Here is a 25,269-nt window from a genome sequence, read left to right on the forward strand (position 1 = left end):
ATGACTATCGTTAAACCGGCGCCGTTGGTGCGCGCCATCAACTGGAATAGCATCGAAGACGACAAGGATCTGGAAGTCTGGAATCGTCTGACCTCCAACTTCTGGCTGCCGGAAAAGATACCGCTGTCGAACGACATCCCTTCCTGGGCCACGCTGACGCCGAAAGAACAACAGCTGACCATCCGCGTGTTCACCGGGCTGACGCTGCTGGACACTATTCAGAATACCGTCGGTGCGCCGGCACTGATCGCCGATGCTTTGACGCCGCACGAAGAGGCGGTCTATTCGAACATCGGCTTTATGGAGGCGGTACACGCCCGCTCTTACAGTTCGATTTTCTCCACCCTGTGCCAAACGCCGGACGTGGACGATGCTTACCGCTGGAGCGAGGAGAACCGCGCGCTGCAAAAAAAAGCCAACATCATTCTGGCCCACTACCGCAGCGACGATCCGCTGCTGAAGAAGGTCGCCAGCGTGTTTCTGGAATCCTTCCTGTTCTATTCGGGCTTTTATCTGCCGATGTACTGGTCGAGCCGCGCCAAGCTGACCAACACCGCCGATTTGATCCGCCTGATCATTCGCGACGAAGCGGTACACGGTTATTTCATCGGCTATAAATTCCAGAAAGGGCTGGAGAAAGTTGACGCCACGCGCCGCCAGCAGGTGAAAAATTTCGCCTTCGATTTGCTGCAAGATCTGTACGACAACGAGGTGCGCTATACCGAGGAGCTGTATGACGGCGTGGGCTGGACGGAAGAGGTGAAAACCTTCCTGCACTACAACGCCAACAAGGCGCTGATGAACCTGGGCTATGAAGCGCTGTTTCCACCGGCGATGGCGGAGGTCAATCCGGCCATTCTCTCGGCGCTGTCGCCGAACGCCGATGAGAATCACGATTTCTTCTCCGGCTCCGGCTCGTCTTACGTGATTGGCAAAGCGGTCAATACCGAGGATGACGACTGGGATTTCTGAGGGGGTTATCGCGATATCGGCCTGCGAGGGCCGCTATCTCGCTATTCATAGCCCAGTTATTTCTGGCTACGGATCGCCAGAACAAATGCAGTATCAATATCAGGAATGTATTTGTAGAGGGCCAAATATCCGCGAGCTTGCTGACCGATAATCAACTCACGCTTTCCCGCCCCAAGCCCTCTTCCAATTAACGGATTATGTTCCAATACCGCAATCGCCTGAATAATTTCCTGAATTCGCGGTCCGGCATCTGCAACCTCGTAATGTGTCAAATGGGCGAGAATACGCTCAATATCATCCATGACCTCTGGCGCCAGCTCGACTTTTGTCATCCGCGTCCCAACTTTTTAACAGTAGGTTTGGTGGCCGCAATATCCCCCGCCACATAGTTTTCCAGATAACCACGCATCTCCTTCCAAGAGAGGGTCTCACCGGTAGCGATAATCTTGGCGTAACGTTTTTCCGCTTCATCTTCAAAATCTCGACGCAACTCTTCGCGCTGAGTTTTCTCTGCGATTGCCTGCAGAATAAAGTTATGCGAAGTCACACCGGCTTGCTCAGCCACGGCCGCGACTCGAGCTTTAAGTTCTTCAGGTAGACGAATGGTGGTGGTTGGCATAGTCATAAACCTCAGCGCTGGCAGAGCGAATGTAGCTCAATTGTGCTACATCAATAGGGGGTACTCAATAGCCTTGTCTATTTATTCATCTCTGCGCGCAGCCGGAGGCGTTGCCAGATGGCGCGTTTCTCCTCGTCGTTGGCAGTTGGCCAGGCGGCGATTTCATCCAGCGTACGCCAACAGCCCCGACACCACTGCTTATCGGCATCAATCCGACAAAGGGCGATGCAGGGCGAGCGAACGCCGTCGTCCCCTGAGTTATTGTTACCCGCCATAAAACGCCCCCTAAATTTGCCCGCCACAGGATACCCGATCCGGCAATGGGAAACCGCGAACTTTGCGCAGGATCAGATGATGCCGCCGTTGGCGCGCAGGGTTTGACCGTTGACCCAACTGCCGTCTGCACCGGCCAGGAAAGATACCGCTGCGGCGATATCCTGCGGTTGGCCCAGGCGTTCCAGCGGCGCCATCTGCGCCAGACGCTCGATCAGATCCGGAGTTTTGCCATCCAGGAACAGGCTGGTGGCGGTCGGTCCGGGCGCAATCGCATTGACGGTAATGTTGCGGCCGCGCAGCTCTTTCGCCAATACGCTGGTCAGCGCTTCGACGGCGGCTTTGCTGGCGGCGTACATGCCGTAACCCGGCTGCAACAACCCCACCACGCTGGATGAAAAGTTAATGATGCGCCCATTGTCACGCAAACGCTTTGCCGCTTCGCGCAGCGTGTTGAAGGTGCCTTTCAGGTTGATGTCGATAAGGCGATCGGCGTCGACGTCGCTCATTTCCGCCACAGGCGCCAGAGCAATCACTCCAGCGTTATTCACCAGGATATCGACGCCGCCAAAGGCTTGTTCGGCGCGGTCAAACAGTTGGGCGACAGCGGCTGCATCGCTGACGTCCGCTTTGGCGCTCAGCGCACGGCCGCCGTTTTGTTCAATTTTACGCACCAGCTCATCGGCCAATGCCTGGTTGCCCGAATAGTTGACGATTACGGTAAAGCCGTCGGCGGCAAGGCGTTCAGCAATGGCGGCGCCAATGCCGCGAGAGGCCCCGGTCACAATGGCGATTTGCGGGTTGCTGTTGTTCATAGTTTCAGTCCTCTTCGGGTAAGCGTCGGCAGGCTTGCCAGCGTAGAGTGATAATGCACCTTTCGCACAAGCGAATAATTACCTAAAATTCGTTATCACTATCCGAAATTAACGAACAATAACGATGGACAGAATTGATGCCATGCGCCTGTTCACCCGCGTGGTGGAACAGCGCAGTTTTACTCAAGCCGCACAGGATATGAACCTGCCGCGTTCGACGGTGACCGATGCCATCAAACAGCTGGAGGCGCGGTTACAGGTGCGACTGTTGCAGCGCACCACGCGCCATGTCAGCCCGACGCTGGATGGCGAAGCCTACTATCAGCGTTGCCTGATCATTCTGGCGGATATCGAAGATGCCGAGATGGCGTTCGCCGGTGCCAAGCCGCGCGGGCTGTTGCGCATCGACGTGCATGGCACGCTGGCTCGGCACTTTCTGCTGCCGGGCCTGCCCGATTTTTTGGCGCAGTACCCGGATATCGAATTTTACATGAGCGAAGGCGACAGACTGGTGGATCCGGTGCGGGAAGGCATCGACTGCGTGGTGCGCGTCGGCAAGCTGAAAGACAGCGATATGGCGGCGCGCCGCTTGGGGGAGCTCGAAGAAGTCACCTGTGCCTCGCCGGAATACCTGCGGCGCTTCGGTACGCCGTTAAGCCTTGATCAACTTCAGGGGCACCGCATGGTCGGGTTCCGCTCCTCGGCTACCGGCGCGGTGATGCCGCTGGAGTTTAACGTCAACGGCCTGCCGCAACAGATGACATTGCCCAGTGCGGTGTCGGTCAGCGCAGCGGAAAGCCTGGTCGCGGCGGCGCGCATGGGGCTGGGCATTATTCAGGTGCCGCGTTACCACCTGCTTGACGATTTGGCCAACGGCAGCCTGCTGCCGCTGCTGCCGCAATGCCCCTCCACACCCATGCCGGTTTCGCTGCTGTACCCGCGCAACCGTCAACTGTCGCCACGGGTAAGAGTCTTTATCGACTGGTTCAGCAAGGTTTTTGCCACACACAATCAATAACAAGCCGCCTGTTCGGCGGCCTGAGGTTTACAGGGCGCCGTAATCCAGCGGCACCCAGTTGTAACCTTCCCCCTGCTTGTTCAGGTAACCCAGCCCAGGGAACGACAGGTGCGCGGCTCCGACCAGTTCACTCTGTCGGGCGCTGTCGCCAAACACCCGCAGCCGTTGCACGACCGCCGCTTTGGGGTCGCTGTCGAAACTGATCGCCACCTGCGGATGGGCAAACTGTACTGCGGCCACGTGGATCAAATCGCCCATCAACAACAGCTTTTTACCCTGGCTGGTCACCTGATAAACGCTGTGGCCCGGCGTATGGCCGTGGGCGGCAAATGCGGCAATACCCGGCGACAGCTCGCCGTCGTTGCTGAAGGGTTTGAAATGCCCGGCGGCCTGATAGGGCTTGATCGCCGCTATCGCGTTTTCAAAGTTGGCCTTATCTTGCGCCTTCGCCTGCTTCAGGTGGCTTTCGCTCAGCCAAAAATTGGCATCCTGCTGTGAAGCGCGCACCAAGGCATTCGGGAAGCGCGCACGGCCATTTTCCGTCAGCCCGCCCAAATGATCCGGATGCATATGGGTCAGATAAATTTCATCTATCTGTTCCGGCTGATAGCCTGCCGCCCGAAGATGAATCACCAGTTGATCCAGACCGTCACCCAGCAGCTTACCGGCTCCGGCGTCGATCATGACAAGCTTGCTGCCGGTGTTGATCAGATAGGCATTGACCGAGGTGACCACCGGCAAGCTCTGATGATGTTCAGCCAGGCCCTCGGCAATTTGTTGCGGCGTGCTGTTGAGCAGCAGTTTATCCACCGGCAGACGGACCACGCCGTCAGACAAAACAGTGACCTCATAACTGCCCAGCATGATGCGGTAAAAACCCGGTGAAGGCGTTTTTACCTGCGGTGCGGCGGCCGTAGCCTGCAACGCCATAACCGCCAATGCCGCACCTAACAGGTAGCGTTTCCAGAACATGATGACTCCTTGTTGTGATTAGACAGCGGTAAGTATTAACCCAAAACTGCCGACGCGCCTGCACAATAAATAAATTTAAATTATATCACTTTAAAAATTATATTTAATTTGAATACTTTTGTCTAAAGCGCCACACAACCCCAATCAATATTTAATAAAACGCGAATCCGTTATTTTCTTTACTCACCCAAACAACGAGTAAGGAATTATTATGAAATATCAATTTGAAAATCTGGTGTTTGAAGGCGGCGGCGTAAAAGGTATCGCCTATGGCGGCGTTTTGGAACTGTTGGAAGCCAAAGGCATTATGCCGCAGATCAAAAAAACCTCCGGGGCTTCGGCCGGTGCAATCGCTGCACTGCTGGTGGGCCTGGGCTGCAGCGCCGCTGACGTCACAAAAATTCTGTCCGACATGGATTTCAAGAAATTCCTCGACTATAACGGCGGTATTTTTGGCTCTCTCTACGATGCGCATCGGCTGTTTAATCAATATGGCATTGCCCCTGGCGATTATTTTTACTCCTGGTCGCGCAATATTATCAAACGATATACCGGCAATGCGGATATTACTTTTGAGAGATTTGAAGCATTGAAAGAAACAAAAGGATTTAAATCTCTCTACTTTATTGGCGCCAATTTAAACAGCGGGCTGCGCGAGGTGTATTCCCATCAAACAACGCCGCGCATGAAGGTGGCAGATGGATTGCGGATCTCCATGTCATTCCCCTTTGCCTTTGTCGCTAAAAACAATCAGCTGGGCGATCTGTGTATCGATGGCGGCACCATCGATAACTATCCGGTACGGATGTTCGATTACGACTTCACCGCGTCGCCGCCCTATATCGATGTCACCACGCAACAGATCAATACCCGAACCCTGGGTATTCGTCTGGACTCCGCCAACGAAATCGCACAGGCGGCGGGCCAATCGGTCAATAAAACCGCCATCAATAACCTGTGCGATTTCACCCTGGCGGTGGTTAACACCCTGCTGGATATTCAGACCAAAGTGCATCTGGACAGCGACGACTGGAAGCGGACCGTTTATGTAGACACCCTTGACGTCGGCACGCTGGATTTCGCCATCAGCGAAGCCAAAAAACGCGCGCTGATTGAATCCGGCCGCCAGGGTGTGGAACGCTATTTCACCTGGTATGACGCGGCCGTCAAACAGGCGGCGTAACCGGTAATTCCCCGCCCGCTCGGCCTTGGTTGCCGAGCGGGCAAAAAAATCCCCGCGGGGGCGGGGAAAGGCAAAGAAATGCTAAGGTCTTATCGTTGTTATGAGAAAAATTTCGCCAGTACCAGCAGGGAGAGCGAGACGTTAATCGCACCGCCGATACGGGTGGCAATCTGGGCGAACGGCATCAGCGACATGCGGTTGCCGGCGGTAAGAATAGCGACATCACCGGTGCCGCCCTGCCCGCTCTGACAGCAGGAGACAATCGCCACATCAATGGGATGCATGCCAATTTTCTTGCCGACGAAGAAGCCGGTCGCCACCAGCGCGCAGACGGTACTGACAATCACCACCAGATTCTGAAGGGTGAAGGCGTTCATCAACTCCTGCCACGGGGTGATTGCCACGCCAACGGCAAACAGGATCGGGTAGGTCACTGCGGTGCGGAAGAACTTATATACCACCTGCGAACCTTCCTGAATGCGTGGCGACACGCCGTGCGCCAGCTTCACCGCCACGGCGGCAAACAGCATGCCGACCGGCGCGGGCAGGCCAATCATGCGGTGCAGCAACATCCCCACCATGTACAGCAAAATAGCCAACAACGCGCCGCAGGCAAGGGTGCTGACGTCTACCTTGCCGCTGATTTTATCCACGGCGGACATGTCGCTGTCACCTTCTTTGCTTGGCATCAGGCTGCCTTCGCCAGTCAGATGCGGATAGCGTTTGCCAAGTTGGTTGAGCAAGCCGGCAAGGATAATGGCGGTCAGGCTACCTAGCATGACGATCGGAAGAATACGGCCCAACGCCACGCCCTGCTCCATATGCAGGATCGCCGCGTACCCCATCGACAGCGGTATCGCGCCTTCGCCGACGCCACCGGCCATGATCGGCAGGATCAGGAAGAAGAAGATCTGGAACGGTTCCAGCCCAAGCGCCATGCCGACCGCCATCCCCACCAGCATGCCGACAATCTCACCGCACAGCATGGGCGCGAAGATCCGCAGGAAACCCTGAATCAGCACCTGACGGTTCATGCTCATAATGCTGCCGACGATAATGCAGCAGATATAGAGATAAAGAATATTGGTCGACTTATAGAATTTGGTGGTCGATTCCACCACTACGTCCGGCAGCAGACCGTAATGCACCAATGCGGAAGGGATAAAGGTGGCGCAGATCGCCGCCGCCCCCATTTTGCCGATCAGCGGCAGACGTTTACCAAACTCGCCGCAGGCAAAACCAAAGAAAGCCAGCGTGGCGACCATCACTACGATATCGCTCGGTAATTTTCCTTCCAGGCAATCCAGTAAAATAAGCACGCCGGCCAGAATAAAGAACGGTAACGGAATAATCCCTACTTTGTAATTGTCCAGTATGTGCCACCATTTTTCTCTCAGCGGTATTTCAGCCGTTTTGTCTTTGGCGACGAGGTAAGAATCATCTGTTGTGCTCATAATCTGGCCTCTTATTAGTTTGTTCAGCCATCATAGAGAAACGCACGGCTTAACTGCTGTGATTGTGTTCAAAATAAAAAAGGGTTTTTAATGGTGGTTATGGTTTCTATGGAGTTAATAATGATTATGTAAAATATGGTGTGGTTTTAATGGCGTTAATGCTGTTTTTTATTTAAAACTTATCCGTTTTATAGTAGCCATTGAATAGCGATACCCGGTAAGCATAATCCCGTGTCTGCGATCACAACTTGATCGGACGCAATATTACATTAACCGCGACTCATGATAGGGTAAGCGCTCAGGAACTCTCACGGTGAACCCCGGCCATGCGCGTAAAACTCTCATTTCAAATCAAGCTGTTCCTGTGCCTGGTCGCCTTCTCCTGTCTGCTGCTGACGTTGATTGGCGCTTACACCTACCATCAGTTGGATGCCCAGTTGCACCGTGACCTTGGCGCGCGAGCACAGGTGCAGGCACGGGAAATAGCTCTGATCCCCTCCCTGGTCAGCGCCGTGGAAAAAAACGACCCTGAGCAAGTCGCCGCGCTGATGAAGAAAATACGCGCCAGCAGCGATGCCAGTTATATTGTCATCGGCGATAATCGCGCCCGGCATCTTTACCATTCAGAATACGCAGATCGCTTAGGCACCCCGATGGTCGGTGGCGATAATAAAGAAGTATTGGCAGGGAAAAGTATTATTTCGTTCCGCAAAGGCGGCATCGGTATTTCATTACGCAGCAAAGCGCCGATACTGGATGAAAACAATCACGTCATCGGCATTGTTTCAGTTGGCTATCTGAAGTCACATATCGATAATTTGAATGCCAGAACCCTGACGCAGATCGTCGGTTCCATTGTGCTGTTGTTAATCGCCCTGTTTATTTTTTCCTGGCTGTTATCGAAAAATTTAAAACGCCAAATGTTCTGGCTTGAGCCCAAAGAAATTGCGTTGCTGGTGCGCCAGCAAAAGGCTCTGCTGGAAGCGATCTACGAAGGCGTTATTGCCGTCGATCCCCAGTTGCGGATCATTACCATCAACCACGCGGCGCGTGAACTGCTGGACCTGCGGCAACCCGCCAGCACCCTGATGGGCCGTGAAATCGGCGAAGTGATCCAGTCGCAGCCGGACTTCTTCGGCGCGTCGCAACTGGGGCACGACACGCACGATGAGGTTTGCCGTTTCAACCACGTGCGCGTGATCGCCAGCCGGGTACGCATCATGCAAGAAGAGGTGTTGCAAGGCTGGGTGATCAGTTTCCGCGACAAAAATGACATCAATACCCTGAGCAGCCAGCTAAGCCAGGTAAAGCGCTACGCCGATAACCTGCGCATCATGCGCCATGAACAACTGAACTGGACCGCCACCCTCGCCGGGCTGCTGCATATGCAGCGATACGACGAGGCAATCCGTTATGTGGAGGCTCAGTCGGAAGGCGCGCAAGAGATCCTCGACTTTATCTCGCAGCGCTTCAGCTCGGCCGCGCTGTGCGGCTTGCTGCTGGGCAAATACTCCAGCGCAAAGGAAAAAGGCGTCGAGCTGCGCTTTGATCCCGCCTGCCAGTTGCGTCAAATCCCGGCGGCACTGAATGAAACCGAACTGATGTCGATCATCGGTAATTTGCTGGATAATGCAGTAGAGGCTACGCTGCATTGCGACGCGCCGCACGAAGCGGTAGAACTCTATATCAGCGACAGCAGCAATGAGCTGGTGATTGAAGTGGCCGACCGCGGCACCGGCATTGCTGCCGAGGTGCGCGATACGCTGTTTGAACAGGGCGTCACCACCAAAGATGACAAAGGCGACCACGGTATCGGCCTGCACCTGGTCGCCAGCCACGTGGCGCAGGCACACGGCAGCATTGAAGTGTCGGACAACGATCCGCACGGCGCCATATTTTCCTTGTTTATCCCCTATGAATTTCAGGCCGCAAGCAACAATGCCGAGGTTTGAAAGACGACGGATAGAGACCTAAAAACCTTATAACAGTCTTGAGCACCCGATTATGCAACACGAAGCACTGGACGTTTTGATCGTGGAAGATGAGCCACAGTTGGCAACGCTGCACGCAGAGTTCATCGAGCAGAACTTTGCTCTGCGGGTGGTGGCCTATGCCGCCACGCTGGCCGAAGCCAGGGCCAAAGTCAACTCGCATCAGCCACGGCTGATCCTGCTGGATAACTTTCTGCCGGACGGTCAGGGCATTGAACTGATGGAAGAGCCGGCGGTGAAAAAACCCGGGTGTTCGGTGATCTTCATTACCGCCGCCAGCGATATGAATACCTGCAGCCAGGCAATCCGCAACGGCGCCTTCGATTACATCATCAAACCGGTGTCCTACAAGCGGCTGCGTAACTCGCTGGAGCGTTTTATGCAGTTTGTGCAGACCCAGCGCAGCTTCAAAGTGATAGACCAGAGCAGCGTCGATGCGCTGTATAACCTGCAATCCAAACAGTTTTCCAGCGAACCGAGCGCCAAAGGCATAGAAGCCAATACGCTGGAGCTGGTGCAGGCGCTGTTTATCAACCAGCCGGAGATCGCGCACGCGGTGGAAGACGTCGTCGAGCAGGTCGGCATCAGCAAAACCACCGCCCGACGTTACCTGGAATACTGCGTCGCCAACCAATTCGTGCGCGTGGAGATGATGTACGGCAATATCGGCCATCCACGCCGCCTGTATCGCAAAGCTTAAGCTGCAATATGGCTGTCATATAGGGGGCGTACAGTGCTTGCGACGATATCCCCCTCGATATCGGCACCTGTCGTTGAATACTGATGAAATACTGATGACTTTTACCCGACCTCTGGTCGGGTTTTTTATTGTCTGAACGGCAGCCTGCAGGGGAAATAAAGCGAGATTTTTTTGCCATTATTCCTGTGAAATATCACCTTTCAGCGAGAAATATAATTCAGAAACATCCTAACAATAATTTAACGTGGGCCAAGCTACCATAACTAATCGACAGGCCGATGTAAACCGCCAACATTCTCACTCCGGGACATTGAGGGTTGTCTCAGAACTTCACTGTGTTAGGGTATAGGCGACTATTATTTTCTATTAGGACGTTTTTATCGTTTGATAATTCATCAGAGGAAACAGCAAATTGCATGGCAATTAAACTTGAAGTAAAGAACCTGTATAAGATATTTGGTGAGCATCCGGAACGAGCATTCAAACTGATTGATAAAGGTCTGACAAAAGACCAACTGCTTGAAAAAACCGGATTATCGCTTGGCGTGAAAGACGCCTCTCTGGCCATTGAAGAAGGCGAGATATTTGTCATCATGGGGCTTTCCGGTTCGGGAAAATCTACCCTGGTACGCCTTCTCAATCGTCTGATAGAACCCACTCGCGGGCAGGTGCTGATTGACGGCGAGGATATATCGAAAATATCCGACAGTGCGCTGCGCACCGTACGCCGAAATAAGATCAGCATGGTGTTCCAGTCATTCGCCTTAATGCCGCATATGACCGTATTGAATAATACCGCCTTCGGCATGGAATTAGCCGGAATACCGCCGCAGGAGCGTCAGGAAAAAGCCCTGGATGCCCTGCGACAGGTCGGTCTGGAGAATTATGCGCATTCTTATCCCGATGAGCTTTCCGGTGGGATGCGCCAGCGTGTGGGATTAGCCCGCGCCATGGCGAATAATCCGGACATATTATTGATGGATGAAGCCTTCTCGGCGCTCGACCCCTTAATCCGCACCGAAATGCAAGATGAGCTGGTCAAATTACAGGCCCGGCATCAGCGCACTATCGTGTTTATTTCCCACGATTTGGATGAAGCGATGCGTATTGGCGATCGCATTGCGATTATGCAAGGCGGCGAGGTGATTCAAGTCGGTACGCCGGAGGAAATATTAAATAATCCGGCCAACGATTATGTCCGCACCTTCTTCCGTGGCGTGGATATCAGCCACGTGTTCAGCGCGAAGGATATCGCCAAACGCCGCCCGGTTGCCCTGATTCGTAAAACCCCCGGTTTTGGTCCGCGCTCGGCGTTGCAGCTGCTGCGCGATGAAGACCGCGATTATGGTTATGTTGTTGAACGCGGAAAGAAATTTATCGGCGTGGTGTCGGTAGATTCGCTCAAACAGGCGCTGGCCGCCAACCAGACGCTGGATGACGCCCTGCTGGACGCCCCGGCACCGGTAGCGGCGGATATGCCGCTGAGCGAACTGATTTCCCTGGTTGCCCAAGCCCCGTGCGCGGTGCCGGTAGTCTGCGAAGAAAACAACTATATCGGAATTATTTCCAAGGCCATGCTGCTGCAGGCCTTGGATAAAGAGGGCCCAGCGAATGAGTGATACAACACAGGATCCATGGGCCACCGCGCCTGCCGACCCCAGCGCCGCACCGGCGACTGATGCCGCCGCTTCTGCGGCTCCTGCCGAGAGTGGCGGCGATGCCTGGTCCAGCGCACCGCCACCGGCAACACACGACGCGGCCAATCAGGCCGCTCAGGGTTCTGATTGGCTTAACAGCGCACCGGCCCAGCCGGAGCATTTCAACCTGCTCGATCCGTTCCACAAGGCCTGGGTGCCGTTCGATTCCTGGGTGACTCAAGGCATAGACTGGCTGGTCCTGCACTTCCGCCCGCTGTTTCAGGGGATACGCGTACCGGTCGACTTTATCCTCGGCGGCTTTCAGCAGTTACTGCTCGGCATGCCGGCACCGATCGCCATTCTGGTGTTCTCACTGATCGCCTGGCAGATCTCCAGCCTCAGCATGGGTGCCGCTACCCTGGTGTCCCTGATTGCAATAGGGGCGATTGGCGCCTGGTCGCAGGCCATGGTAACGCTGGCGCTGGTGCTGACCGCTCTGTTCTTTTGCATTGTCATCGGATTGCCGCTAGGCATCTGGCTGGCGCGCAGCAAACATGCCGCCAAGATCATACGCCCCTTGCTCGACGCCATGCAGACCACGCCGGCGTTCGTCTATCTGGTGCCGATCGTCATGCTGTTCGGTATCGGCAACGTGCCGGGGGTGGTGGTAACCATTATCTTCGCGCTGCCGCCGATCGTGCGTCTGACCATTCTCGGCATCAAACAGGTGCCGGAAGATCTGATCGAGGCTGCCGAATCCTTCGGTTCCAGCCCGCGTCAGTTACTGTTCAAAGTACAATTGCCGCTGGCGATGCCGACCATTATGGCCGGCGTTAACCAAACCCTGATGCTGGCACTGTCGATGGTGGTTATCGCCTCGATGATCGCCGTCGGCGGTCTGGGCCAAATGGTGCTGCGCGGCATCGGCCGGCTGGATATGGGGCTGGCCGCCGTGGGCGGTGTCGGCATCGTGATCCTGGCGATTATTCTCGATCGTCTCACCCAGTCGCTGGGGCGCGATCGCCGCAGCAAAGGCATGGGCCGCTGGTACGCTCACGGCCCGATCGGGCTGCTTACCCGCCCCTTCATCAAAAAGCCTTAATGCCCTGCCCCCGGCGAACCGTCGGGGGCGCTGGCCGCTCCATAAAACCGAAGGAAACACTATGCGCTCGACAAGAATTTGGGCTGTTGCCCTGACTTCATTGCTAAGCACACAGGCGTTCGCCGCCGAACTTCCCGGCAAAGGCGTCACGGTTAAACCGCTGCAAAGCACACTCGCGGAAGAAAGTTTTCAGACCGAACTGGTCAACCGCGCGTTGGTAAAACTGGGCTACGACGTCCAACCCACCGGCGAGGTGGATTACAACGTCGCCTATACCTCCATCGCCTCCGGCGACGCCACCTACATGGCGGTGAACTGGGATCCGCTGCAAACCGATATGTACAACAGCGCCGGCGGCGACAAGAAATTTTATCGCCAGGGCGCTTATATCGCCAATGCGGCGCAGGGGTATTTGATCGATAAAAAAACTGCCGACAAATACTACATCAGCGATATTTCCCAGTTGAAAGATCCCAAGCTGGCAAAGCTGTTTGACGCCGATGGCGACGGCAAGGCCGATCTGGCCGGCTGTGAACCGGGCTGGGTGTGCGACAGCGTAATTGACACCCATATCAAGGCCTACGGGCTCAGCGGTACCGTAACCCAAAATCAGGGCAACTACTCCGCCATCATCGCCGATACCCTGACCCGCTATAAGCAGGGTAAACCGGTGCTGTACTTTACCTGGACACCTTACTGGGTCAGCGACGAACTGGTGCCCGGCCGTGACGTTGTCTGGCTGACCGTTCCGTTCTCCGCCAGCCCGGGCTCACTGAAAGACAGCAATACCGCGTTGCCAAACGGCAAGAATTACGGTTTCGCCGTCAATAACGAGCATATCGTCGCCAACAAGCAGTGGGCGCAGGCCAACCCGGCTGCCGCCAAACTGTTTGCCATCATGAAATTGCCGCTGGCGGACGTGAACGCGCAAAACCTGCGCATGCACAACGGCGAGAACGGAGCGGACGATATACAGCGCCACGTAGACGGCTGGATTAAGGCCCATCAGGCCACTTTTGACGGCTGGGTAAACACCGCTGCCGCGGCAGCGAAATAATCCCGACTTCACAACATAAAAAGGTATTTCACTATGCGCACTACAGGAATCTGGGCGGTTGCCCTTACGACACTGATTGGCTCGCAGGCGGTTTTCGCCGCTGACTTACCGGGAAAAGGCGTAACGGTACAGCCGCTACAGAGCACCATTTCTGAAGAAACCTTCCAGACGCAACTGGTCAGCAAGGCACTGGAAAAGCTCGGTTATGACGTCAAAGACACCCGCGAAGTGGATTATAACGTCGCCTACACCTCTATCGCCTCCGGCGACGCCACCTTCCTCGCGGTGAACTGGGATCCGCTGCACGCCGATCAGTACAAGGCCGCAGGCGGCGACGCCAAATTCTACCGCGAAGGGGTGTACGTCAACGGCGCGGCGCAGGGTTACCTGATCGACAAGAAAACCGCCGATAAATACCACATCACCAACGTAGATCAGTTGAAAGATCCGAAGATCGCCAAGCTGTTTGACACCAACGGCGACGGTAAGGCTGATCTGACCGGCTGTACGCCGGGCTGGGGTTGCGAGGCGGTGATTAACCACCATATCGAGGCTTATGGCCTGAGCAAAACCGTCGAACACAACCAGGGCAACTACGCGGCGATGATCGCCGATACCATTACCCGCTACAAAGAAGGCAAACCGATACTCTACTACACCTGGACTCCGTACTGGGTAAGCGACGTGTTGGTGCCGGGACGTGACGTGGTTTGGCTGCAAGTGCCGTTCTCTTCCCTGCCGGGCGAGCAGAAAAATGTGGATACCAAGCTGCCGAACGGTGCCAACTATGGTTTCCCGGTGAACACCATGCGTATCGCCGCCAACAAAAAGTGGGCAGAAGCCAACCCGGCGGCCGCCAAGTTGTTCGCCATTATGAAGCTGCCGATTGCCGACGTGAATGCGCAGAATTTGCGTATGCATGAAGGCCAGGCGTCCGACGCCGATATCCAGAGCCATGTTAACGGCTGGATCAAGGCGCACCAGGCGACCTTCGACGGTTGGGTGAAAACCGCTGCAGAAGCTGCGAAGCAATAACCCCTGCGGGGCGCAGGCCACTGCGCCCCTTATTACGTCAATTCAATCCCGCTGAACTGCAAAAAGCGTTCGGCTGTCCTCGATAGCTGCTGCGGCCATACGCAATACACCTGCCGCCGTGGGCCATCTTCAATCGGGATAGACACCAGCGCGCTCAGACGCTGCGCCGTCGAGATAGGCACAATGCCCGCCGCCAACCCCCGCTGCACCAGATTTTCCAGCCATTCGATATGATCGATTTCAAAACTGATATGCCGCTTGATGCCCGCAGCCTGAAACGCGCGGTCGGTCTGGCGCCGGGCGCCGGTACCGCTGTAAAAATCCACCAGCGGCACTTCCGACAGGGTTTGCAAATTGACCCGCTGGCGGTTGGCCAAGGGGTGCTGCGCCGCCACCAGCGCCACCAGGGGCTCGTCGGTCAACTGACGATGGGATACCGGCAGCATATCGATATCTCCCGGCCAGATCCCGACAAACGCCACGTCGGTCTTCTGCTGGCGGACATCCTCAAGCAGTTCCTCACTCATGCCCACATACAACCTGATGTTAACCGCCGGATAGTGGCGATGAAACTTGCTCAGTTTTTCGGTCAGATCAATCGCGTTTATGGTTGAGATGGTCCCGATGGTCAAGGTGCCGGAAATCGTCCCATTGGCCGCCACCACCTCTTCCACCAGCGATTGTTTGGCCGCCAGCAGCCGCTGCGCAGGCAGAATAAACGCCTGTCCGGCGCTGGTCAGCCTGACCCGGCGCGAGGTGCGTTCAAACAATGCGCAGCCCAGCTCCTCCTCCAGTTTGGCGATCTGATGGCTGAGTGCCGATTGCACCGTGTGACAGCGTTGCGCCGCACGAGTAAAGCTCTGTTCTTCGGCTACCGCCAGTGCAAAGCGGATCTGTTTCAGGTTCATGGCATCTATCGCAAAAAGAGATTAATCAAATGAAAATTATACATTGGTTTCGCGTACTGTCCTGCCCGATACTGCGCATCACTTCTTCTTGTGATTAAACCTTTATGAGCCAACAAAATCCCCACCCGGGCCTCAGCCCAGCGCTGATTGCCCTGATCGCCATCGCCACCGGCCTGGCCGTCGCCAGTAATTATTATGCGCAGCCGCTGCTGGAAACCATTGCCAAGAACTTTGCGCTGTCGGTCAATCAGGCCGGTTTTATCGTCACCGCCGCTCAGTTGGGTTACGCCGCCGGCTTGCTGCTGCTGGTCCCGCTCGGCGACATGTTCGAACGGCGTGGGCTAATCGTCTTCATGACACTGCTGGCGGCCGGCGGCATGTTGATCACCGCCAGTTCAACCACCTTGCCGGTGATGATCCTCGGTACCGCGCTTACCGGGCTGTTCTCGGTGGTGGCGCAGATCCTGGTGCCGCTGGCCGCCACCCTGGCGCATCCGGAAAAACGCGGCAAAACCGTCGGCATCATCATGAGCGGCCTGCTGCTCGGCATTTTGCTGGCGCGCACCGTGGCCGGGGCGCTGGCGTCGATCGGCGGCTGGCGCACCATTTACTGGGTAGCCAGCGGGCTGATGATCCTGATGGCGCTGATCCTGTGGCGCGCGCTGCCGCGTTACAAACTGCATTCCGGCCTGAATTACCCTCAGTTGCTGAAATCGATCTTCACCCTGTTTTACGGCACGCCGCTGCTGCGCACCCGTGCTGCGATTGGCGCGCTGTCATTCGCCAATTTCAGCGTGCTGTGGACTTCGATGGCCTTCCTGCTGGCAGCGCCGCCGTTTGGTTATTCCGAAGGGGTGATAGGCCTGTTCGGCCTGGTGGGCGCCGCCGGTGCACTCGCCGCCTCCCGCGCCGGGCATCTGGCGGACAAGGGTAAAGCCGGTTTAACCACGACGTTGGGCCTGATCCTGCTGCTGCTGTCCTGGATACCCATCGCTTTCGCTGCACAATCGCTGTGGGCGCTGATCGCCGGCATTCTGATCCTCGATCTGGCAGTGCAGGCCGTGCACGTCACCAATCAGAGCGTGATGTACCGCATTATGCCGGAAGCGCGTAACCGCCTGACCGCCGGCTATATGACCAGCTATTTTATCGGCGGCGCGCTCGGTTCTCTGCTATCCGCCTCGGCCTATCAGCACGCTGGGTGGTCTGGCGTCGCCGCCACGGGAGGCGTTTTGTGCGTGCTGAATCTGCTGATCTGGTGGCGCGGCAAGCATCATGACCCGCAGGGACCGGCAACGATCTAATTAGCACGCGAATAATAATATTGGAAATTTATTAGCTCCGCAGGGTATAAACGTTACTCACTCTCTGGTAATGTTCTGAGCATGAACTATTGATGTCCTATATACCCTGCGATCAGAACACAAAATGCAAAGCCAAACTGCAGAAAACGACAATGCCCCCAGCGGCAGAACGCCCTTCGTCCACGGCATCGTCGACAGTTTACCGATCGTCATCGGCTCCATGCCAGTGGCCTTTGCTTTTGGTCTGAGTGCCGTCAAGCTGGGATCCTCACCGCTCGAGAGCCTTTTCTTTTCTTGCCTAATCTCTGTGGCCGCCAACCAGTCTGTGATTACCGCCCCCGTAGTCTTGCATCAATCGGCCTGGTGGTGGCGAGCGCTGGCCGGTTTTATCGCGCTGGATCTATGCTTTATCGCAGCAAAAGCATCATTTTTCCCCTACAAATCGGTACGGCAACCTTTGTTGTAACATTAATATTATTTATGATTTTCAGCCGAAATAACCTGTAATTTCGTGCGCCACATCACACGAAAGCTTTTTTCAGGCATAGGTCATTTACAAAAAGCTGACAAATGACACGAATAGCTAAATTATTCACTCTGCTGAACATTTACATTATTAGTCACTATCGTTACTATCTCGAACGAAATTAATGAGGCCCTAAATTATGGAAAGCTCGTTTACTCCCATTGAACAAATGCTTAATTTTCGTGCAAAACGTCAGAAGGATTTTCCTTATCAGGAAATTCTTCTGACCCGGCTGTGTATGCACATGCAAGGTAAGCTGCTGGAAAATCGCAATAAAATGCTCAAGGCACAAGGGATTAACGAAACATTGTTTATGGCGCTGATTACCCTGGATGCTCAGGAAAATCACAGCATTCAGCCTTCTGAGCTAAGCTCTGCTCTGGGTTCTTCGCGCACCAATGCTACGCGCATTGCCGATGAGCTGGAAAAACGCGGCTGGATTGAGCGTCGTGAAAGCGACCATGACCGCCGCTGCCTGCATCTGCATATGACGCCGCAGGGCGAAGAGTTTCTCAGTCAACTGCTGCCACCGCAGCACAAATGTCTGCATTTCCTGTGGTCCACGCTGGACAATGATGAACAGCAACAGCTTGAAAAGCTGACGCGCAAACTATTGGCACGTCTGGATCAAATGGAAATCACAGAACAGTTATCCTAATTCACAATTTCTGTTCAGGTACTTACTTATGCGATCCCCATTTAACTGGAGGTTCACCCCGCTGTTCGCGGTATTACTGCTGGCCGGGTGTGCATCTACCGATAATATTGCCCCGCAATCCACCCTGATGGACTCGCAGAGCCTGCAGCTGTCGCAACCGAAGGTCAGCTCGCTGAACGTCAGCCCGCAGTGGTGGCGTGCGCTTAACGATCCACAGCTCGATGCCCTGATGACCCGAACGCTGCAAAGCTCGCCGACGCTGCGCCAGGCCGCGGCCCGCGTGCGCGAAGCGCAGAGCGTCATGGGCCAAGCCAATGCCGCCAACGGCCCGAACCTGGATCTGAACGCCAGCACCAACCGCCAGAAAGTCCCGCAAAACGTCAATATGGGGTTGGGGTATCCGCATAAGCCAATCTATGAAAGCTCCAACTCGCTGGGGCTGAATCTGGCCTATGAATTTGACTGGTGGGGCAAGTACCGCAACCAGGTCAACGCCGCCAAGGCTCAGGTCGATGCGGCCCGTGCCGAGCAGGAACAGGCTGCGTTGACGTTGACCAGTTCGGTGGCTTCCTCCTATTACCAGTTGCAGAGCAATTTCGCGCAGGAAAAACTGCTGCAACAGGAAGTGGACAACAACCAAAGCCTGACGGAACTACGCCAGCGGCAGTATAAAGCCGGCATCACCGGCATTGATATTCCGCAACAAACCCAGGCGCAGGCCGACAGCGCCAAGCAACAGATCCTCCAGTTGCAATCGCAGATTGAACAACTTAAACATCAGTTGGCGGCCCTCGCCGGCCAAGGCCCGAGCGCCATGCAAAATTTGCGTCCGGTGGCTTTGCCCGCCAATACGCTGATGGCGCCAAAAGGCGAACTGACCGCAGATCTGCTGGGGAAACGCCCGGACATCGCCGCTCAACGTCAATTGGTTGAGTCCTACAACCAACGCGTCAGCGCCGCACGTAAAGAATTTTATCCCAGCCTGACCATTTCGGCCTTTGCCGGTCTGACCACCACCAATACCTCCGGCACCAGCCCGAATCTGTTTGAAGCGGCCAGCCAGGCCTGGAACGTGATGCCGGCGATTTCGCTGCCGATCTTCCACGCCGGTGCGCTGCGCAGCAAGTTGGGTGAGGAGTCCGCGCTGTATGACGAAGCGGTGGAATCCTATAACCAAACCATCCTGAATGCCGTGCAGGAAACCGCCGATGCCATCACCGTCCAGCAAAGTACTGCGCAACAGCAGTTGCAGGCGGCATCCGCGTCCCAATCGATGCAGCAGGTGTACCGAGTCGCAAACGCACGATACCAGGCAGGGATTATCGGGCGCGACGAACTGTTGACCAGCCAGACGCAGCTCTTGCAGCAGCAACAGGCGGAACTGACAGCCAGCAGCAATTTGTTGCAGGCGAAGATAGGACTGATCCGCGCGTTGGGCGGTGGCTATCAAGCCCCGGCCATAGCGGATTCAAAAGCATAATAAAATAGAGAGCTTGGAGAACACCATGAGCGCAAGCGCGGAGACTCAAAACCCGCAGCAGCCGAGCGGCAAAAAGAAGCAGCGCAAGTTTTGGCTGCTGTTGCTGACGGTTATTTTCATTGTTATTGGGGTGGCTTATTTAGTGTATTGGTTCCTGGTGCTGCGTCATCATCAGGAAACCGATGATGCCTATGTATCCGGCAACCAGGTGCAGATCATGGCGCAGGTGAACGGCAGCGTAAACAGCGTCAATTTCGATAACACCGACTATGTCAGACAAGGTGATGTCCTGTTGACGCTCGATCCGACCGATGCCGAGCAGGCGTTGGAGCGCGCCAAGACCAGCCTGGCCAACAGCGTGCGCCAGACCCACCAGTTGATCATCAACAGCAAGCAGTATCAGGCCAATATTGCCCTGCGCAAGTCTGACCTGAGCAAGGCGGAGAACGACCTCAAACGCCGCGTGGTGTTGGGCAACATTGACGCCATCGGGCGCGAAGAACTGCAACATGCGCGTGATGCTGTCGACAGCGCCAAAGCGGCGTTGGAAGTGGCGGTACAGCAATACAACGCCAATCAGGCGATGGTGCTGGATACTCCGCTGGAGAAACAGCCGGCAATTCAGCAGTCCGCCGCGCAGATGCGCGACGCCTGGTTGGCGTTGCAACGGACTAAAATCATCAGCCCGATCACCGGTTATGTTTCCCGCCGCAGCGTACAGGTGGGCGCGCAAATCGCCGCCGGTTCCCCGCTGATGGCGGTGGTCCCTGCCGAGCACGTCTGGGTTGACGCCAACTTCAAAGAAACCCAGATCGCCAATATGCGCATCGGCCAGTCGGCAACCGTAGTCAGTGACATTTACGGTGATGACGTGGTGTACACCGGCAAAGTCGTCGGCATCGATATGGGCACCGGCAGCGCGTTCTCGCTGTTGCCTGCACAAAACGCCACCGGTAACTGGATCAAAGTGGTTCAGCGTCTGCCGGTGCGTATTGAGCTGGATGCCAAACAGATTGCCGACCATCCGCTGCGCATTGGTCTGTCGACACAGGTGAAAGTGGACACCACCAATCTGGACGGCCGCGTGCTGTCTGACGTGGTGCGTGACAAGCCGCTGTACCAGACCAACGCACTGGCGTTGAATCTGGCGCCGGTTGATCAAATGATCGCCGACGTGATCCATGCGAATGCCGGCTAAGCGTGCGGGAGGCTACCTTGGCACAGAAACCGCTTGAAGGCGCACAGTTAGCCTGGATGACGGTCGCGCTCGCCATGGCGACCTTCATGCAGGTGCTGGACTCGACTATCGCCAACGTGGCGATACCGACCATCGCCGGTAATCTCGGATCCTCCAACTCACAGGGAACCTGGGTGATCACCTCGTTTGGGGTGGCGAATGCCATCTCCATTCCGATCACCGGCTGGTTGGCCAAGCGCATCGGTGAAGTGCGCCTGTTCCTCTGGTCCACCGCGCTGTTCGCCCTCGCCTCCTGGCTGTGCGGCATTTCCAACAGCCTGGGCATGCTGATCTTCTTCCGCGTGATCCAGGGGTTGGTGGCAGGGCCGTTGATCCCGCTGTCACAAAGCCTGTTGCTGAATAACTATCCCCCCGCCAAGCGATCGATGGCCCTGGCGCTCTGGTCGATGACGGTGATCGTCGCGCCGATCTTCGGGCCGATCCTCGGCGGGTATATCAGTGATAACTATCATTGGGGCTGGATCTTCTTCATCAACATTCCGATTGGTCTGTTCGTGATCCTGGTGGCGATGGCGACGCTGAAAGGCAGAGAAACCAAAACCGAGATCAAACCGATCGACACCGTCGGTCTGGTGTTGCTGATTGTCGGCATCGGTTCGCTGCAGGTGATGCTCGATCAGGGTAAAGAGCTGGACTGGTTCAACTCGACGGAGATTATCGTTCTGACGGTCGTCGCCGTGGTGGCGCTGGTGTTCCTGGTGGTGTGGGAGCTGACGGATGACCACCCGGTGGTGGATTTGTCGCTCTTCAAATCGCGCAACTTTACCATCGGCTGCCTGTGCATCAGCCTGGCCTACATGCTGTACTTCGGCTCCATCGTGCTGTTGCCGCAGCTGTTGCAGGAGGTATATGGCTATACCGCCACCTGGGCCGGCCTGGCTTCGGCACCTATCGGGCTGTTACCTGTGTTGCTGTCGCCGATTATCGGTAAATTCGGTAACCGGCTGGATATGCGTCGACTGGTGACCTTCAGCTTCGTTATGTATGCCGTGTGCTTCTATTGGCGCGCCTATACGTTTGAACCGGGAATGGATTTTGGCGCTTCGGCCTGGCCGCAGTTTATCCAGGGCTTCGCCATTGCCTGCTTCTTTATGCCCCTGATCACCATTACGCTGTCCGGCCTGCCGCCGGAGCGCATGGCGGCGGCATCGAGCCTGTCGAACTTTACCCGTACGCTGGCGGGTTCAATCGGCACCTCGATTACCACCACGCTGTGGACCCAGCGGGAATCGCAGCACCACTCGCAGCTGGCGGAGTTTGTAAATCCTTATAACCCTCAGTCGCAGGAGATGTACCGACAGCTGGAACAGGTTGGCATGAGCAAACAGCAGGCCTCGGCTTATATTGCCAACGAGATCACCGCACAGGGACTGATTATCTCTGCCAACGAGATCTTCTGGCTGGCGGCGGGGGTGTTCCTGATCCTGCTGGCGTTGGTCTGGGTGGCGAAACCACCATTCAGCTCCGGTGGCGGGGGCGGCGGCGCTCACTGAATCTCACCCAACAAAACGGGCGCCCTTCTGAGGCGCCCGTTCTTTATATTTCCGATGATACCCAGCGAATGGCCAGTTGCCGCCCATAACACAGCGGCTTCAAAGTTTCCGGGTTTCTAACCGTTACGCCTGATTCTGGCGCCACCAATCGGCCAGCAAAATGCCGGTCGCGACCGATACGTTCAGGCTTTCCACCTTGCCGGTACCGCCGATAGACACGCTCATATCACCCTGCTGCCACGCGCTGTCGCTCAGACCGTCACGTTCCTGGCCCAGCACCAGCACCATTTTGGACGGCAGCTTGGCCTGCGCCAACGGCGTGCCTTTGTGGCTTGAGGTGGTGACGATGGTGTAACCCGCTTTGCGGAAGGTATCCAACACCGACAGGAAATCATCGGCGTTAATCGCCTTGATGTGCTCCGCGCCGCCTTCAGCAGTACGCACCGCCGCACCGGATTCCAGCACCGCCGGATCCTGCAACAGCACACCGTTCACGCCAAAGTGGGCGCAAGAACGGACGATAGCGCCCAGGTTGTGCGGGTTGCCCACTTCTTCCAGCGCCAGCACGCAATCTTTCGCCGGGGCTTCTTTCAGATAGGTTTGCGCATCCAGACCCTGACGCTTTTTGATCAGGAAACACACGCCGCCGTGGTGTTCGGTGCCGGACGCTTTCGCCAGCTCTTCTTCATCCACCACGTGGTAGGCTTTGCGGTTAGCCGCCATCCAGCGCAGCGCTTCGCGGAAACGCGGCGTAACGGACTGCACGAACCAGGCGCGGACAATGGCGTCAGGACGGCTGGCGAACAGTGCCTGACAGGCATTCTCACCGTAGACGCGGGTTTCTTCCGCGCGCTGACGGCGCAACTGCTCTGGATCGATAAAGCTTTTGCCACTGATGCCGCCGTGATCGAACGCCGGCTCTTCTTCCGGGGCACGTGACACGGTTTTCCACGGCGAATCATAACCGCCACGGTCTTCAGTACGCGCCGGACGGCTAGGACGATCGCTTTCACTGCGGCGAGAATCGGAGCCACGGCGATCATTATTGCCACGCGGCTTGTCCTGACCGGTACGGCCAGAGCGCGCACCGTCAGCCGGACGGCCTTTGCCGGCCGGACGTTTATTCTTGTTACGGTCGTCGCTGCTGCTGTCGTCGTCACTGCGGACGTACATCACTTTAACTTTACCGTTTTTGCCACTAAATGAATCGTTCATTGTCTTCTCCACCAACGCGCAGGGCGCGAAGATTACCTGATGTTGGGGTGCTAAGCCACCTACTTGCGCTAAAAGCTAGCAACTATCGTATCCATTGAACAAACCTCTTTGTTCAATGCCCCGTTTTTACCGATAATAACCAGCATTAAAGAAACAACTCCGCAACCTGACTGCGGCGTGGAATGCTTTCTCAGTCTCCGAGGTAAACATGAATACAGTCTGTGCAGCTTGCAATGCCACCAATCGCGTACCTGAAGAACGTGTGGCGGACGGCGCGAAATGTGGCCGCTGCGGCCACCCGCTATTTGACGGCGAAGTGATCAACGCCACCGCAGCCACGCTGGACCAATTGCTGCAGGATGACCTGCCGGTAGTGGTCGATTTCTGGGCGCCATGGTGCGGCCCCTGCGTCAACTTTGCGCCCGTCTTCGAGGACGTTGCCGAAGAACGCGCCGGCAAAGTACGCTTCGTGAAGGTGAACACCGAAGCCGAACCGGAACTGAGCGCCCGCTTCCGTATCCGCAGTATTCCGACCATCATGCTGTTCCGTGAAGGCAAAATGGTCGACATGCTCAACGGTGCGATGCCGAAAACGCCGTTCGATAACTGGCTCAATGAACTAGTTTAACGCAGAAAGTCTATACCCGTCGCCTTTCAAGCTGCAGCGTTGTTACCTGCACTCACTCACCCCAGTCACTTACCTAAGTAAGCTCCTGGGGTGAGTGAGCTGGGCGCCTGGCTGCAACTTGAAATCCATAGGGTATAGGCAGTGTTGCCCATTGTGGACGACACCGCCGCCATTCGAACTAGCCCGCGCGCTCCCGCCGGGCTTTTTTCTGCGCTACAATAGCCGTTTTCCCCAGGATATTTATGACTGACAACGCCGTACTCCGCCTGCGCCAATTTCGTCTGGAACGCTCTACCCGCCCTTTTCTGGCGCGCGGTAATCGCGTACCGCGTTGTCAGGGCTGCCTGCTGCCCCATAAAAACTGCCTGTGCGACACTATCCAGCCACAGCCGGCCACCAGCCGCTTCTGTTTGATCATGTTTGGCGCGGAGCCGTTGAAACCCAGCAATACCGGCCGCCTGATAGCCGATATCCTGCCGGATACCCAAGCGTTCCTCTGGTCGCGCACCGAGATCGACCCCGAGTTGCTGAAGGCGATTAACGATCCGCAACGCCAGCCTTACGTAGTCTTCCCCGCCTCCTACGCCGCTCCTGAGCGGCCGGTGTTCAGCGAACTGCCTGTCGGTGGCAAACCGCCGCTGTTTATCATGCTCGACGGCACCTGGACCGAGGCGAGCAAGATGTTCCGCAAGAGCCCGTATCTGAACGCATTCCCGGTATTCTCACTCAATGTCACCGCCGCTTCGAATTACCAGCTGCGTGAAGCCAGCCGCACCGAGCAACACTGCACGGCAGAAGTGGCGGCGGCGCTGTTGCAGCAGGCCGGCGATGCCGCCGCCTCTGAGGGTTTGAACCAGCATTTTCGTTATTTCCGTCAACAGTATCTGGCCGGGAAACCTACGCGCCCGGAGGCACCGGTCACAGCAAAGCTGCCGCAAAACGCCTAGAATCAGGAGTAACGTTGCCAAAAG

At 56.1% G+C, this 25,269-nt stretch carries 24 protein-coding genes and 1 pseudogene; 17 read left to right on the forward strand and 8 right to left on the reverse strand.

Annotated features, from left to right (window positions below):
• Nucleotides 1-972 (forward strand): class 1b ribonucleoside-diphosphate reductase subunit beta, encoded by a 972-nt coding sequence (gene nrdF, locus SERAS12_RS19545; protein ID WP_013814223.1) that lies wholly within the window; start codon nucleotides 1-3, stop codon nucleotides 970-972.
• A 56-nt stretch (nucleotides 973-1,028) separates the two neighbouring features.
• Here nrdF and SERAS12_RS19550 read toward each other — a convergent pair whose 3' ends face one another.
• From SERAS12_RS19550 to SERAS12_RS19565, 4 genes are all read right to left on the reverse strand, one after another.
• Nucleotides 1,029-1,304: a type II toxin-antitoxin system RelE/ParE family toxin gene (locus SERAS12_RS19550; protein ID WP_013814224.1), complete on the reverse strand. Its 276-nt coding sequence runs from the start codon at nucleotides 1,302-1,304 to the stop codon at nucleotides 1,029-1,031.
• Nucleotides 1,301-1,591, reverse strand: coding sequence for a CopG family transcriptional regulator (locus tag SERAS12_RS19555; protein WP_013814225.1), 291 nt, complete (start codon nucleotides 1,589-1,591; stop codon nucleotides 1,301-1,303). Before SERAS12_RS19555 ends, SERAS12_RS19550 begins: the two co-directional genes overlap by 4 nt.
• 77 nt (nucleotides 1,592-1,668) lie before the next feature.
• Nucleotides 1,669-1,866, reverse strand: a complete 198-nt coding sequence (locus SERAS12_RS19560) for a DUF1289 domain-containing protein (RefSeq protein ID WP_013814226.1) — start codon at nucleotides 1,864-1,866, stop codon at nucleotides 1,669-1,671.
• A 72-nt stretch (nucleotides 1,867-1,938) separates the two neighbouring features.
• A complete protein-coding gene (locus tag SERAS12_RS19565; protein ID WP_013814227.1) occupies nucleotides 1,939-2,679 on the reverse strand; it encodes an SDR family oxidoreductase in 741 nt (246 codons plus the stop codon).
• 124 nt (nucleotides 2,680-2,803) lie between these two features.
• Between SERAS12_RS19565 and SERAS12_RS19570 the strand changes: the two genes are divergently transcribed.
• Nucleotides 2,804-3,697, forward strand: a complete 894-nt coding sequence (locus tag SERAS12_RS19570) for a LysR family transcriptional regulator (RefSeq protein ID WP_013814228.1) — start codon at nucleotides 2,804-2,806, stop codon at nucleotides 3,695-3,697.
• Nucleotides 3,698-3,724: 27 nt separating this feature from the next.
• On the opposite strand, the gene SERAS12_RS19575 is transcribed toward SERAS12_RS19570, so the two are convergent.
• The gene (locus tag SERAS12_RS19575) at nucleotides 3,725-4,669 is read right to left on the reverse strand and encodes an MBL fold metallo-hydrolase (protein WP_013814229.1); all 945 of its coding nucleotides are present in this window, start codon (nucleotides 4,667-4,669) and stop codon (nucleotides 3,725-3,727) included.
• Nucleotides 4,670-4,880: 211 nt separating this feature from the next.
• Between SERAS12_RS19575 and SERAS12_RS19580 the strand changes: the two genes are divergently transcribed.
• Complete coding sequence (locus tag SERAS12_RS19580; RefSeq protein ID WP_013814230.1) at nucleotides 4,881-5,852, forward strand: patatin-like phospholipase family protein; 972 nt, start codon at nucleotides 4,881-4,883, stop codon at nucleotides 5,850-5,852.
• 98 nt (nucleotides 5,853-5,950) lie between these two features.
• Here the strand turns inward: SERAS12_RS19580 and SERAS12_RS19585 are convergent, their stop codons facing one another.
• On the reverse strand, nucleotides 5,951-7,306 hold the full coding sequence (locus SERAS12_RS19585) for a 2-hydroxycarboxylate transporter family protein (RefSeq protein ID WP_013814231.1): 1,356 nt from the start codon (nucleotides 7,304-7,306) through the stop codon (nucleotides 5,951-5,953).
• A gap of 326 nt (nucleotides 7,307-7,632) precedes the next feature.
• Between SERAS12_RS19585 and SERAS12_RS19590 the strand changes: the two genes are divergently transcribed.
• The 6 genes from SERAS12_RS19590 (at nucleotide 7,633) to proX (SERAS12_RS19615) (ending at nucleotide 14,828) form a co-directional block, all read left to right on the forward strand.
• Complete coding sequence (locus SERAS12_RS19590) at nucleotides 7,633-9,258, forward strand: sensor histidine kinase (RefSeq protein WP_013814232.1); 1,626 nt, start codon at nucleotides 7,633-7,635, stop codon at nucleotides 9,256-9,258.
• A 52-nt stretch (nucleotides 9,259-9,310) separates the two neighbouring features.
• The gene (locus SERAS12_RS19595; RefSeq protein ID WP_013814233.1) at nucleotides 9,311-9,997 is read left to right on the forward strand and encodes a response regulator; all 687 of its coding nucleotides are present in this window, start codon (nucleotides 9,311-9,313) and stop codon (nucleotides 9,995-9,997) included.
• A gap of 416 nt (nucleotides 9,998-10,413) precedes the next feature.
• Nucleotides 10,414-11,616, forward strand: coding sequence for a glycine betaine/L-proline ABC transporter ATP-binding protein ProV (gene proV, locus SERAS12_RS19600; protein ID WP_013814234.1), 1,203 nt, complete (start codon nucleotides 10,414-10,416; stop codon nucleotides 11,614-11,616).
• A complete protein-coding gene (proW, locus tag SERAS12_RS19605; protein WP_013814235.1) occupies nucleotides 11,609-12,736 on the forward strand; it encodes a glycine betaine/L-proline ABC transporter permease ProW in 1,128 nt (375 codons plus the stop codon). The genes proV and proW overlap by 8 nt, the downstream gene beginning before the upstream one ends.
• A gap of 61 nt (nucleotides 12,737-12,797) precedes the next feature.
• The gene (gene proX / locus SERAS12_RS19610; RefSeq protein ID WP_013814236.1) at nucleotides 12,798-13,793 is read left to right on the forward strand and encodes a glycine betaine/L-proline ABC transporter substrate-binding protein ProX; all 996 of its coding nucleotides are present in this window, start codon (nucleotides 12,798-12,800) and stop codon (nucleotides 13,791-13,793) included.
• A 33-nt stretch (nucleotides 13,794-13,826) separates the two neighbouring features.
• The gene (gene proX / locus SERAS12_RS19615) at nucleotides 13,827-14,828 is read left to right on the forward strand and encodes a glycine betaine/L-proline ABC transporter substrate-binding protein ProX (RefSeq protein WP_013814237.1); all 1,002 of its coding nucleotides are present in this window, start codon (nucleotides 13,827-13,829) and stop codon (nucleotides 14,826-14,828) included.
• Between the two features lie 32 nt (nucleotides 14,829-14,860).
• On the opposite strand, the gene SERAS12_RS19620 is transcribed toward proX (SERAS12_RS19615), so the two are convergent.
• Nucleotides 14,861-15,736 (reverse strand): LysR family transcriptional regulator, encoded by an 876-nt coding sequence (locus SERAS12_RS19620; protein ID WP_013814238.1) that lies wholly within the window; start codon nucleotides 15,734-15,736, stop codon nucleotides 14,861-14,863.
• A gap of 104 nt (nucleotides 15,737-15,840) precedes the next feature.
• Here SERAS12_RS19620 and SERAS12_RS19625 point away from each other — a divergent pair, with 104 nt between their 5' ends.
• From SERAS12_RS19625 to emrB, 6 genes and pseudogenes are all read left to right on the forward strand, one after another.
• Nucleotides 15,841-17,040 carry an MFS transporter gene (locus SERAS12_RS19625; protein ID WP_013814239.1) on the forward strand — a complete coding sequence of 400 codons (1,200 nt, stop codon included), beginning with the start codon at nucleotides 15,841-15,843 and terminating at the stop codon, nucleotides 17,038-17,040.
• Nucleotides 17,041-17,164: 124 nt separating this feature from the next.
• A pseudogene (locus SERAS12_RS25820) lies at nucleotides 17,165-17,404 on the forward strand (branched-chain amino acid ABC transporter permease); the annotation flags it as partial.
• A gap of 301 nt (nucleotides 17,405-17,705) precedes the next feature.
• Entirely contained in the window at nucleotides 17,706-18,224 is a 519-nt protein-coding gene (mprA, locus tag SERAS12_RS19635) for a transcriptional repressor MprA (protein WP_004953780.1), read from the forward strand.
• Between the two features lie 28 nt (nucleotides 18,225-18,252).
• Nucleotides 18,253-19,704, forward strand: coding sequence for an efflux transporter outer membrane subunit (locus SERAS12_RS19640; RefSeq protein ID WP_013814240.1), 1,452 nt, complete (start codon nucleotides 18,253-18,255; stop codon nucleotides 19,702-19,704).
• Nucleotides 19,705-19,729: 25 nt separating this feature from the next.
• Entirely contained in the window at nucleotides 19,730-20,902 is a 1,173-nt protein-coding gene (emrA, locus tag SERAS12_RS19645) for a multidrug efflux MFS transporter periplasmic adaptor subunit EmrA (protein WP_013814241.1), read from the forward strand.
• Between the two features lie 17 nt (nucleotides 20,903-20,919).
• Nucleotides 20,920-22,455: a multidrug efflux MFS transporter permease subunit EmrB gene (gene emrB / locus SERAS12_RS19650; protein WP_013814242.1), complete on the forward strand. Its 1,536-nt coding sequence runs from the start codon at nucleotides 20,920-20,922 to the stop codon at nucleotides 22,453-22,455.
• Between the two features lie 123 nt (nucleotides 22,456-22,578).
• Here the strand turns inward: emrB and SERAS12_RS19655 are convergent, their stop codons facing one another.
• Nucleotides 22,579-23,670, reverse strand: coding sequence for a tRNA/rRNA methyltransferase (locus SERAS12_RS19655; protein ID WP_006327493.1), 1,092 nt, complete (start codon nucleotides 23,668-23,670; stop codon nucleotides 22,579-22,581).
• A gap of 208 nt (nucleotides 23,671-23,878) precedes the next feature.
• Here SERAS12_RS19655 and trxC point away from each other — a divergent pair, with 208 nt between their 5' ends.
• Together trxC and SERAS12_RS19665 are read left to right on the forward strand one after the other, a co-directional pair.
• The gene (gene trxC / locus SERAS12_RS19660) at nucleotides 23,879-24,298 is read left to right on the forward strand and encodes a thioredoxin TrxC (RefSeq protein WP_013814243.1); all 420 of its coding nucleotides are present in this window, start codon (nucleotides 23,879-23,881) and stop codon (nucleotides 24,296-24,298) included.
• 242 nt (nucleotides 24,299-24,540) lie between these two features.
• Nucleotides 24,541-25,245 (forward strand): tRNA-uridine aminocarboxypropyltransferase, encoded by a 705-nt coding sequence (locus SERAS12_RS19665; protein ID WP_013814244.1) that lies wholly within the window; start codon nucleotides 24,541-24,543, stop codon nucleotides 25,243-25,245.
• Nucleotides 25,246-25,269: the final 24 nt, after the last annotated feature.

The sequence above is a fragment of the Serratia sp. AS12 genome (assembly GCF_000214195.1).
Taxonomy (GTDB): domain Bacteria; phylum Pseudomonadota; class Gammaproteobacteria; order Enterobacterales; family Enterobacteriaceae; genus Serratia; species Serratia plymuthica.

Excerpts from the sequence above, each read along its gene's own strand:
- SERAS12_RS19595 (WP_013814233.1), top strand. The coding sequence starts at position 9,311 with ATGCAACACGAAGCACTGGACGTTTTGATCGTGGAAGATGAGCCACAG.
- SERAS12_RS19560 (WP_013814226.1), bottom strand. The coding sequence starts at position 1,866 with ATGGCGGGTAACAATAACTCAGGGGACGACGGCGTTCGCTCGCCCTGC.
- proX (WP_013814236.1), top strand. The coding sequence starts at position 12,798 with ATGCGCTCGACAAGAATTTGGGCTGTTGCCCTGACTTCATTGCTAAGC.
- SERAS12_RS19620 (WP_013814238.1), bottom strand. The coding sequence starts at position 15,736 with ATGAACCTGAAACAGATCCGCTTTGCACTGGCGGTAGCCGAAGAACAG.
- trxC (WP_013814243.1), top strand. The coding sequence starts at position 23,879 with ATGAATACAGTCTGTGCAGCTTGCAATGCCACCAATCGCGTACCTGAA.
- nrdF (WP_013814223.1), top strand. The coding sequence starts at position 1 with ATGACTATCGTTAAACCGGCGCCGTTGGTGCGCGCCATCAACTGGAAT.
- proW (WP_013814235.1), top strand. The coding sequence starts at position 11,609 with ATGAGTGATACAACACAGGATCCATGGGCCACCGCGCCTGCCGACCCC.
- proX (WP_013814237.1), top strand. The coding sequence starts at position 13,827 with ATGCGCACTACAGGAATCTGGGCGGTTGCCCTTACGACACTGATTGGC.
- SERAS12_RS19565 (WP_013814227.1), bottom strand. The coding sequence starts at position 2,679 with ATGAACAACAGCAACCCGCAAATCGCCATTGTGACCGGGGCCTCTCGC.
- SERAS12_RS19665 (WP_013814244.1), top strand. The coding sequence starts at position 24,541 with ATGACTGACAACGCCGTACTCCGCCTGCGCCAATTTCGTCTGGAACGC.
- emrA (WP_013814241.1), top strand. The coding sequence starts at position 19,730 with ATGAGCGCAAGCGCGGAGACTCAAAACCCGCAGCAGCCGAGCGGCAAA.
- mprA (WP_004953780.1), top strand. The coding sequence starts at position 17,706 with ATGGAAAGCTCGTTTACTCCCATTGAACAAATGCTTAATTTTCGTGCA.
- SERAS12_RS19590 (WP_013814232.1), top strand. The coding sequence starts at position 7,633 with ATGCGCGTAAAACTCTCATTTCAAATCAAGCTGTTCCTGTGCCTGGTC.
- SERAS12_RS19575 (WP_013814229.1), bottom strand. The coding sequence starts at position 4,669 with ATGTTCTGGAAACGCTACCTGTTAGGTGCGGCATTGGCGGTTATGGCG.
- SERAS12_RS19550 (WP_013814224.1), bottom strand. The coding sequence starts at position 1,304 with ATGACAAAAGTCGAGCTGGCGCCAGAGGTCATGGATGATATTGAGCGT.
- SERAS12_RS19640 (WP_013814240.1), top strand. The coding sequence starts at position 18,253 with ATGCGATCCCCATTTAACTGGAGGTTCACCCCGCTGTTCGCGGTATTA.
- SERAS12_RS19655 (WP_006327493.1), bottom strand. The coding sequence starts at position 23,670 with ATGAACGATTCATTTAGTGGCAAAAACGGTAAAGTTAAAGTGATGTAC.
- SERAS12_RS19570 (WP_013814228.1), top strand. The coding sequence starts at position 2,804 with ATGGACAGAATTGATGCCATGCGCCTGTTCACCCGCGTGGTGGAACAG.
- SERAS12_RS19555 (WP_013814225.1), bottom strand. The coding sequence starts at position 1,591 with ATGCCAACCACCACCATTCGTCTACCTGAAGAACTTAAAGCTCGAGTC.
- proV (WP_013814234.1), top strand. The coding sequence starts at position 10,414 with ATGGCAATTAAACTTGAAGTAAAGAACCTGTATAAGATATTTGGTGAG.
- SERAS12_RS19625 (WP_013814239.1), top strand. The coding sequence starts at position 15,841 with ATGAGCCAACAAAATCCCCACCCGGGCCTCAGCCCAGCGCTGATTGCC.
- SERAS12_RS19580 (WP_013814230.1), top strand. The coding sequence starts at position 4,881 with ATGAAATATCAATTTGAAAATCTGGTGTTTGAAGGCGGCGGCGTAAAA.
- SERAS12_RS19585 (WP_013814231.1), bottom strand. The coding sequence starts at position 7,306 with ATGAGCACAACAGATGATTCTTACCTCGTCGCCAAAGACAAAACGGCT.